Source organism: Zarconia navalis LEGE 11467 (assembly GCF_015207075.1).
Taxonomy (GTDB): domain Bacteria; phylum Cyanobacteriota; class Cyanobacteriia; order Cyanobacteriales; family Geitlerinemataceae; genus Zarconia; species Zarconia navalis.
The window spans coordinates 1-7,233 of the sequence record NZ_JADEXN010000264.1; the positions used below are offsets into that span (position 1 = coordinate 1).

Consider the following 7,233-nt stretch of genomic DNA (forward strand, 5'->3'; position numbering starts at 1 on the left):
ATGCGCCAGGGATTGATTTTCGAGCAGGGGGGCGTGAATTTTTCGGAGGTATTTGGCGATCGATTACCTCCCTCAATTTTAAAGCAGCGTCCCGAAGCGGAAGGACATGGTTTCTACGCCACCGGAACTTCGATGGTCTTGCACCCTCGCAGCCCTTACATTCCCACGGTTCACCTCAACTACCGCTATTTTGAAGCCGGGCCGGTGTGGTGGTTCGGCGGCGGCGCGGATTTGACACCGTACTATCCGTTTGCCGAAGATGCCGCTCATTTTCACCACACCTTCAAACAAGCCTGCGATACCCATCACAACGAATATTACCCGACGTTCAAACGCTGGTGCGATGAGTATTTCTATTTGAAACACCGACAAGAGACGCGTGGGGTCGGCGGTCTGTTTTTCGATTACCAAGATGGTCGCGGCGAACTTTATCGCGGTCCGGCTGTAGATGGCCCGGCAGCCACCTACAGCCGGGAAATTGGCAACCCCACCCCCCGTCATTGGGAAGAGTTATTCGCCTTCGTCCAGGAGTGCGGACGGGCATTTATCCCCGCCTACGAACCCATTGTCCAACGACGCAAGGATATTGAGTACGGCGAACGAGAGCGCAATTTCCAGCTATACCGTCGGGGTCGCTACGTGGAGTTCAATCTGGTGTACGATCGCGGTACGATTTTCGGTCTGCAAACCAACGGACGCACGGAATCGATTTTGATGTCCCTGCCGCCTCTGGTACGCTGGGAATACGGTTACGAACCGGAACCGGGAACCCCGGAAGCCGAGTTGTACGATACGTTCTTGAAGCCTCAAGATTGGGCGAATTGGAAGCCGGATACTGCCGTTTGAAAGTTGTGAAATCTTAGGGTTGAGGCAGTTTCGTTTCACTGAGAAAAAACTTCAACTCTAAAAAGAAAAAGAATGACGCGAAGTGAAGTGCGATCGACGAATTTCTATTTGTCGATCGCACTTCGTTTTTATGCTTTGTTATTCAAGATCGAGATCGTAAAAATTTTGATAGTTCTTTAAGCTTAATTGATGAAGGACGAAGGGAATTATTACAATTGGAAATATTGTCAATGTAAAGTCGATCGCAATTGCGAATGAATTGTCATAGTAAATACGATCGCCCTGGCTCGCACTTCAAATATTAAAATCTGAATCGGCTGAAAAATATAAATTCTTTATGTATAAACCCAAGATTCTGTCAAGTCAAGTTTACCTTAAGTTTTAGGTTATCAATTCTTGGGAAGGTAATATTTATGGCTTGGATGAAACTGACCTCAAAAGCCTTATATTTGATTGCAGGTGGAACTTACCAATATATCGATAAAATCGAATTAGGTTCGTCTGTTAACGGGGAATATCAACTCACGTTCCCCGTATATTGGTTTCAAGGTCAAGATAGTCCCCCTCGGCGGATGTCCGTTAACCTCAACGAAACTCGGGAACCAACACCTCTGTGGGGAGGAGATAATGGAGATACTCACGCTCCCAATCCCCCCACGCCCGGTCCTATGCCCGATTACAATGGCGATTACTACGAAGCTCGGGTGTGGCCCTGGGTTGTGGTGGCCCCCAGCGGTTTGAACTGCCGTGCGGATGCGGAACTATCAGCCGCCATCAGAACGGGTTTCGCCCAGGGTACGGTCATCGAATCGAGCGGTTGGAAAGCCGATTCTCAAGGACGACCTTGGTTATATATTCCCACAGAAGATGGGTATATTCGATCGAATTCTCGCTTCATTCAACCGGCATATTAAAAGTCGTTTATCGCCATCCAAAAAGTCGATCGCTCGTTATCGTCAAAGAGGCGATCGACTCTTTAAAACGAATAGTAGAAGTAAAATTAACGATCGAAAATATTCAATGAGGTGGTTTGTTGCTTTAAATTCAACTTGCCAGACTTACGAATTTTACGCACATATGATTCGGGTGGCCGTCGCTTCAGCCATCGAAGAAACGGAACTTTCCCCACATTTACTCTTTGACGGTTCGAGTAACGAGCTAACCTCTTGGTTCGAGAAGCAAGGTGGAACAGTGCTGTATTGTCGTAGCAGCTTTGCAGAAGAACTCAAGACCTTGGCGGCACAAAAAAGCGATCGAGATATTTATACAATTGGTTCGGGTGCATTTATTCGAGTCGATATTCCTCGAATTCTCGCCGAACGTGGTATCGAAGATGAGTATATTTTGTATACCGATTGCGATGTCATGTTTCTCCAAAATCCCGTTCCTATCCTCAAGCAGATAGATTGTCGGTATTTTGCTGTTTCTTCCGAGCATCAAATCGGTAATTATCGAGCGATGAATACTGGGGTGATGCTGATGAATACTCGCAACTTAGGTCTCACTTTACCCGCGTTCTCAAACTATATTCGATCGCATCTCGAAAAACTCTGTACCGGAACTTGGGACCAGGATGCCTATCGCGGCTACTATCGATTTCCTCGCCGAGAATGGGGTCAGAAATGGGGAATTTATTTTTGGACTCCGCTACCGGAAATATTAAACTGGAAGCCCTATTGGGGTCAAAATTCAGATGCGGCGATCGTTCATTTTCACGGTCCTAAACCTTTTATGCAGGAGGCGGTTGCACGAGGTGAGATCCCCAAAATCTATCAACAGCTCACTTCAAGAGGATATCACTACTACTGTCAAATTTGGAATCGAGTATCGAGCGAAATTTGAGAAATCGTATCGAACGTCAAGTTTGCGATCGGTTTATTGTTTTATAATTCTCGAATTGCTCCAATAATGACTGATTTTCCATAAAACTTTGTTCGAGAACCGTAAATTTCGATATCTACGGTTTTGCCATCTTTTTTTTTGCCTTTAACTTCACATAAAATATGTTTGCTTTGAGCGCGAATACATCGATAAACTCGCTCGGAAAAAAAATCGTAATCTCCTTCAGAAATGAGTCCAAAGATTGACTCTAGCTCTACTAACTCTCCAAAAGAATAATCAAAAATTTGAGCCAATCGGGGATTTGCATAAAGAAATTTTCCATCCCAGACGATCGTATACAGTCCAATTTTGGATAAATTAAACTCTTGTGGAATCTTATCTCGATCGGGAGCGAATTTCTCAGATATCGGTGCTTCTACATCAGTATGGCTTGGAGAACGTCCATTAGATGTGACAATAGTCGGGGTGGGTGGAATAGACTGAACTTCCGGGGGAAAGGTGACAATGGGTGGAGTTGTGGAGGGAGTAACCGAGTTATGATTTTCCACGTAAAGCAAAGCACCTTCTAAAACTAAAGAAATTTGTGCTGCGGTCAATTTCATTAAACTCGCGGCTTCGTAGCGAAAATGAGCCGGTTGGGAGTGCATCAGCGTCACGATGGCAAGCATGGTTTTTCCACGAAAAATCGGTACGCACAGCGCCGAACGAGCGGTGTAGGGTTCGTCAGACATCGTCAACCAGCGATCGTCATGGGTGGTATCCGTCACCAAACCAATTTGACGGTTGCGATGCACCCAACCCGCAAGTCCTCTCTCCAAAACTTGACCGATCAGGCGAGATTTTTTCGGTACGATCGTTGCACCTCGAGCAAGAACACTTTCAATAACAACACCATTTAAATTTAGTAAAAATAAACTACTGGACTCTGCGTTGGTTAGCCGGGTAGAACTTTTTAATATTTGCTGTGATAAAGATCTAAGAATAAGAGAATTTGATGCGGTTCTCGCGGTTGTCACCCAAGTTCGGAGTAACTCAGTTTGAGCTTGAAATGCCATTTTAATTGTATTTAAGTCGGCAACTTCTTGCTTCATATATGCTAATTCGTCAATTAGCTTCTCTCTTGGTAAATTTGGCTCTATCATTTTCTCTTAAGTTAGTAAAGTGTAGTATAGCGGTTATCAATCTGTTGAAGTACAGAGTTTCTGGTTTTCGGGAATGGGGAATGGGGAATGGGGAATAGGAAATAGAATTTGGGTGTACCTCACAAGACTGAGAATTGCTATAAAGTGTCCTCAGACTACAAATAGCTGAGAATGTCTTAATTTTATCGCAGGTTTGAAAAGCGATGGTTGGACTCCAAGCGCTAGTATTCGCTCGGTTTCCACGTCATTTTCCCCTTAAAACTCAATTGGTTTTGCTTGAGATTGGTTGGATAGGTTGGCTCGATAAAATTAATTTTGAGTCCGCCAATGAGTTTTGCTTTTGTCTGTAAAAATACACAAAGATCGATCGCTGTTTGAAAATCCCTTTGTGTTCTCATCGAAAGGACAAGAATGGGAGCGGCTTCAACGAAAAGTTACAGAATGTATAGTAAGATAACTGTAGGTTTGTTTCGTAACTAATGACTTCCCCAACTTCACTTCCTCCCACTCTCGACAAGATGGTGCAGCGCTTTAAGCGAGCATCCGAACCGAAGCGTCGCTACGAACAGTTGCTTCATCTAGCCAAACGACTGACGGACTTTCCCGAAGAAGATAAAGTTCCGACAAATAAAGTTCCCGGTTGCGTGTCTCAAGTGTATATCACTGCCGAGCTAGAGGACGGGAAAGTCAGTTTCAAGGGAGACTCAGATGCCCAACTCACGAAAGGCCTACTGGCTTTTTTAATTGAAGGTCTTAATGGTTTGACTCCCACTCAAATTATTCAACTCGCCCCAGATTTTATTCAGGAAACTGGACTGAGTCAGAGTTTGACACCCTCTCGGGCTAATGGGTTCTACAACATCTTTAGCATGATGAAGAAGAAGGCCCTGCTTTTATCAAGTGAAAAACTCTCAAACGTTTGAAGTGCAAAAAGATAGTTTGGGACGATCTGTTCCAATCGTCGAACCCGGTTAGATCTAGATCGAGAAGCAATCGCGCGCAAACTCTCGATCTAGATCGCGAGTGATGGTTGTTGCGAGACTCGCGTAACGAATGACAAAGTTGCATCCTTTTTATTGACTTAGTCGTCTATATGACCTAGACCCCGTTCGATCGAGTCCGATCGATGATTTCGTTTCGATGATTTCGTTTCGATGACCGAAAGCCGTCGATCGCCCGCTCCTACACCTCGATCGAAACCGTCATGAAAGGACATTTACTATTGTGACTTTCTTTTCTAGATTCCTTAGACTGCTTCGATTGCCAGTACTCGAGCAGTCTATCTTGAACCACTTGACCTTGCAGCCAAGGATTGACCGGACTCAGGATGACCACCATACGACCTAGTTTTAACCTCTTCAAGCTGGAATTTACGCGAATACACTCATCTTAATCAAACTTAATAATGTAGTCAACGGAAAACTTATGGAAGGGGGTCGACTACTCTTCCTTCATAGAGCCTCAAATATTGTATCCTAGGCTACGCATCGGTTTCTGTTTTTTACAAAGATGTAGCTAATTTAACAAAATCGTGACTTTTCTAAAAACAATGTAATAGATCTAACGATATTTCATCGCCCGACCTTACCATCCCGACAATGTCCGATAGAGTGTTCGCACCGATCGCTCTATTGAGTCGAGCCGATCGACGGTCTGACTTTCTCCTCTCGAAACCATCAAGATATAACAAGATCGTTCGCACTCAAAGTTCCCAAACCCACGACGCCATCGAGCTTAGCCAAAATCTGAGTGTTGAAATTCTCTATATTATTTGCATTTTCATCGTAAATTAGATACGTACTACCTCCAGATTCATAGGCAAATAGATGCTGACCGGGAGCCAAAATATTGGTGGTGTCATTAACAGAACTTCCATCCTGAACCGTCAGCAATATATTGCCAATACCAGTAATTCGATCGACACGATCTAGACCAATGCGATCGATGCCCCGTGTGAAATCTGTAATTACATCGTATTCATTATCTCCAATTTCCCTCTCGATTTCTGACCTTGTGCCAATAAAGTCATTCGATCCATCATTCTTATCTTCGTAAGAAAAAAGGTCTGCACCATCTCCACCAATTAGAATATCGGCATCTTCGCCACCAATTAAAATATCGTTCCCCGCACCTCCATTAATCAAATCCTCTCTTCTTCTTCCCTTCAAAATATCTGGTCCCGCACCCCCGCTGAGATTGTCAACCGCGCCTCCAGAATTGACGACAGAAACGGTTACCGTTGCGGTTTCCGTATTCCCCGTACTATCGGTCACTTGATAGGTGAAGTTTTGACCGTCAGTGGGATTGGTAAACTCGATCGAGGAAATCGGATTACTTCCAATGGCGACGATCTCGGCTGGGGTACCCGTCACAGCCGTTATCGAAAGACCGGTACCGAAATCGTTGGCGAGAAATGCGTCGGCGGAAAGCGTTCCCGTCGTATTATTGGTAATCACAACCGTTTCATCAACGGCTTCGGGTAGGTAGTTAACCGCACTCACCACTGGCGAACTGTTATCGATACCATCGTTGAGGGTAAAGATAATCGATCGCGGCGATCGATTGGGAGTGGGAGCAGTATTGTTATACGTGGCAGTACGCAGCACGCTCTCGAATGCCGCGAGCGTTGCCGTTCCGTTCGCTGCTTGCAATGTCAGGCTTCCCGTTGCAGGATCGTAGTTCGATATCACCTCCGCAGAGTCTGTGACACTGAGGACTTCAAAATTCCCATCTTGCAAATTGGAAATTCTCACCGTGGCAGAAGCTAGGTTCGGACTGTCTGTATCGGTAATAGTTAAACCTGCATCGGCAATCTCCACCGGTGTTGGAGGAAAAAATGTCGTGGCAAAATTCACCCCATCGTTGCCGCCATTGAGATCGATGGTGGGTAAAACGTTGGAAGAGATTCCCCCGATATTCACCGTCACCGTTGCGGCTGCCGAATCTGCTTTGCCATCGCTGACGGTAAACCCAAAGGAGGTCGGGTCGATTTGTCCTCCGTCGGGAACGAAAATAACGATTCCCTGGGGGCTAGAAACCACAGTGTTTTCCGCTGTAATTGCCGCACCGGGAGTTGTGCCATCCTCCGTTTGAAACAGTTGACCGTTTGTCGGCAACGTCGTGATGCGGCGGGTGATGGGATCGCCGTCGCCATCAGAGGCAGATAGAACAATGGGGAGACTCGTATTGAGGTTGGTGGCGACTGTTGTCGAACTTGCCACGGGAATGTCTTCTACCGGGAAAATATCGATGGTAATCGCAGCTTCATTAGAATTAACCGTGCCGTCGTTCGCCAAAAAGGTCAATGTATCTTGTCCGCTGACATTGGGATTGGGGGTGTAGACGAAAAAGCCACTTTGAGGATCGCTAATGGTCACCCGTCCCAGAGTCGGATCGTTAATAA

General features: G+C 45.6%; 7 protein-coding genes. 4 read left to right on the top strand and 3 right to left on the bottom strand.

The features are described 5' to 3' along the window. From hemF to IQ235_RS14125, 3 genes are all read left to right on the top strand, one after another. Positions 1-846: oxygen-dependent coproporphyrinogen oxidase (hemF, locus tag IQ235_RS14115; RefSeq protein WP_264322089.1), on the top strand; the 846-nt coding region annotated here is incomplete at its 5' end. 413 nt (positions 847-1,259) lie between these two features. Beyond that, complete coding sequence (locus IQ235_RS14120; protein WP_264322090.1) at positions 1,260-1,760, top strand: hypothetical protein; 501 nt, start codon at positions 1,260-1,262, stop codon at positions 1,758-1,760. 106 nt (positions 1,761-1,866) lie between these two features. Beyond that, complete coding sequence (locus tag IQ235_RS14125; protein ID WP_264322091.1) at positions 1,867-2,688, top strand: glycosyltransferase family protein; 822 nt, start codon at positions 1,867-1,869, stop codon at positions 2,686-2,688. A gap of 41 nt (positions 2,689-2,729) precedes the next feature. Here IQ235_RS14125 and IQ235_RS14130 read toward each other — a convergent pair whose 3' ends face one another. Then, positions 2,730-3,779, bottom strand: a complete 1,050-nt coding sequence (locus tag IQ235_RS14130) for a GAF domain-containing protein (protein ID WP_264322092.1) — start codon at positions 3,777-3,779, stop codon at positions 2,730-2,732. Between the two features lie 530 nt (positions 3,780-4,309). Here IQ235_RS14130 and IQ235_RS14135 point away from each other — a divergent pair. Continuing rightward, positions 4,310-4,753, top strand: a complete 444-nt coding sequence (locus IQ235_RS14135) for a SufE family protein (protein ID WP_264322093.1) — start codon at positions 4,310-4,312, stop codon at positions 4,751-4,753. A gap of 259 nt (positions 4,754-5,012) precedes the next feature. On the opposite strand, the gene IQ235_RS14140 is transcribed toward IQ235_RS14135, so the two are convergent. After that, on the bottom strand, positions 5,013-5,168 hold the full coding sequence (locus IQ235_RS14140) for a hypothetical protein (protein WP_264322094.1): 156 nt from the start codon (positions 5,166-5,168) through the stop codon (positions 5,013-5,015). A 338-nt stretch (positions 5,169-5,506) separates the two neighbouring features. Next, positions 5,507-7,233, bottom strand: a 1,727-nt coding sequence (locus IQ235_RS14145) for an Ig-like domain-containing protein (protein ID WP_264322095.1), incomplete at its 5' end; no start/stop codon positions are given.

Excerpts from the sequence above, each read along its gene's own strand:
- IQ235_RS14120 (WP_264322090.1), top strand. The coding sequence starts at position 1,260 with ATGGCTTGGATGAAACTGACCTCAAAAGCCTTATATTTGATTGCAGGT.
- IQ235_RS14125 (WP_264322091.1), top strand. The coding sequence starts at position 1,867 with ATGAGGTGGTTTGTTGCTTTAAATTCAACTTGCCAGACTTACGAATTT.
- IQ235_RS14130 (WP_264322092.1), bottom strand. The coding sequence starts at position 3,779 with ATGAAGCAAGAAGTTGCCGACTTAAATACAATTAAAATGGCATTTCAA.
- IQ235_RS14135 (WP_264322093.1), top strand. The coding sequence starts at position 4,310 with ATGACTTCCCCAACTTCACTTCCTCCCACTCTCGACAAGATGGTGCAG.
- IQ235_RS14140 (WP_264322094.1), bottom strand. The coding sequence starts at position 5,168 with ATGGTGGTCATCCTGAGTCCGGTCAATCCTTGGCTGCAAGGTCAAGTG.